The organism is Streptomyces cahuitamycinicus, assembly GCF_002891435.1.
GTDB classification, from domain to species: Bacteria; Actinomycetota; Actinomycetes; order Streptomycetales; family Streptomycetaceae; genus Streptomyces; species Streptomyces cahuitamycinicus.
The window spans coordinates 1-2,112 of sequence record NZ_POUC01000753.1; the positions used below are offsets into that span (position 1 = coordinate 1).

General features: G+C 69.6%; 2 protein-coding genes and 1 pseudogene. All 3 read left to right on the forward strand.

The window, feature by feature from the left end; all coding sequences use genetic code 11:
* Positions 1-396, forward strand: a pseudogene (locus C1J00_RS42440) (hypothetical protein); the annotation flags it as partial.
* 168 nt (positions 397-564) lie between these two features.
* A complete protein-coding gene (locus C1J00_RS42445; RefSeq protein ID WP_245936734.1) occupies positions 565-1,485 on the forward strand; it encodes a DUF8094 domain-containing protein in 921 nt (306 codons plus the stop codon).
* Positions 1,486-1,696: 211 nt separating this feature from the next.
* The coding region (locus C1J00_RS42450) for a hypothetical protein (RefSeq protein WP_245936735.1) at positions 1,697-2,112 on the forward strand (416 nt) is incomplete at its 3' end.

Genomic DNA, 2,112 nt, shown 5'->3' on the forward strand with positions numbered 1-2,112 from the left:
GTCTACGTCTACGGCGACGCGCTGCGCGATCTGACCGACCGGCTCAACGGAGCCGAGTCACATGCGGATGCCGCTGCCCTGCTGCACCAGATCCTGGAACCCTCCGACGGCCTGCTGGCGCAGCTCGGCGAGTTCTTCGAAGCAGCCGGGGAGAAGGCCAAGGAAGCCGAGGAGGACGACGGCTTCGACCTGTCCTACGACCTCGCCGACGCCGCCGCGGAGATCCGCAACCTCGCAGAGGTCCTGCATGTGGCCGAGGACCGCATGCGGGCCCTCACTCCGCTCGCGCCGGCACCGCGACTGCCCTCTATCCCGGCCAATGCGTCGTCCCTTCCGCCACGGGCCCTCCCGCCGGCATCGCCGAAAGCCGCCCCAACGGCCAGGCGCACGCCCTGATTCCTTCCGCCCCTGCGAACCCTTGGAGCCTCCATCCGCACCGCCCGCCGTACCCTGCCGCTGTTCGTCGGCGCCGCCTGCCTCGCCTTGGCCCTCACCGGCTGCTCCGGCGAAGACGGCCCCGCCCAGGCCCGGCAGACGCCCAGCGCCAGCACCGCCCCGAAGCTCGTGCCAGCTCTCAGCATCGCCCAGGCCCGTGACGTCATCACCCGCTATTCCGAAATCAACAACGAGGCCAACACCGACCGCGACCGGCGCATGCTCGACACGGTCGAGGACGGGCCGCTGTACGCGATGTCCCTCTCGGACTACACCGAGACCGAAGGGCTTCCCGCCAAGGACCGCAAGCCGTACAAGGCGTGGTCCTACGACATCACCAGCGCCAAGTTGTACATCCCGCGCCTGGCCGATGGGCAGGAAGGCTGGTTCGCTGCCGCGCTCTCCAGCGAGAGGGGCAAGGCCCCCTCGCGACTGGCCGTGTTCGCCGAACGGCCCCAGCACGAGCGCTGGGAGATGGTGTCCGTCGTTGACCTCGACAGCCAGAAGCTGCCCGACGTCGCCCTCGACCGTGAGGGATACGCGACGGCCATGGCCGCCAACGACAACAAGCACCTGGCCGCCGACGCCGACGTTCTGCGTACTGCCGTGCTGGACAACTTCGCCATCGGAGGCACGAACAGCGGAAGCAAGGTCTTCGCGCCGACCAAGGCCAGCAAGCAGCAGATCAAGGTCCACGACGAGACCGGCACCCGCTTCGGTAACCAGGGCACCACCGTCTTCGACGGAGCCGACAACCGCCACAACGACGCCTACGCCCTCAAGACGGCAGACGGCGGCGCGCTGATCCTTTTCTCCCACACGCACACCCAGACCGACTCCGTCGCGCACTCCGGCCTGCAGATCAACCCCGGCAAGGACGACCGGGCCTGGCTCCACGACGTGCCCCGCACCTCCATCCGCTACACATTCGTGTGCAACGACGCCGCCACCGTCCCCGCGAAGGCCGAGCCCTCCCGCCTGATCGGCTACATCTGCGCGCGTACCGACGCCTCCGGTCCTCCGGTCCCGTCCTGGTCCGACCGCGCGTAGACGCACCCGCGCGCCACCGTGACGGCCGCCGAACCTCCCCCGCACCCCGCTCCCTCCGGAGAATCCCCTGTCCACACGCTCCTTCATCGCCCGCCCCACCCGCGGTACGGGATACACGGGCATCCACGTCCAGCTCGACGGCGTACCCAGCCACCACCTCCCCTTGCTCCTGGCCGCCTACCAGTACAAGTTCGGACGCAACATCGAGGCCATGTCCCGGCACCTCATCGACGACGTCGCCGTCGGCTGGGACGAACTCGGCACCGATCTCCTCGACGACGCCCCGCCCGCACTCGTGACCGCGCTGACCGGCGGCGAGCACTGGCCCAGCCGAACGCTCGATCACCTGATCACCCCGGACGGCTCACCGCCGGTACGCATGTCGGTCACCGACACGACCGTCGACGAGCAGGACATGCAGTGGGGGTACGTCCTGCACAAGGAGGGCGTCGAGGTGATCAGCCTCCTGCACGAGGACATCGGCCCGATCGTGAGCTGGTCCACCGACCCGCGCACCGCCTTCAACGACCACCCGGCGGCCTGGTCCGCCCTCGACTCCCCGCCCGCCATGCGGGCATCGCGCGGCAGGCAGCCCCAGAGCGCTCCTGCCGCAGCCCCGGCGAAGGC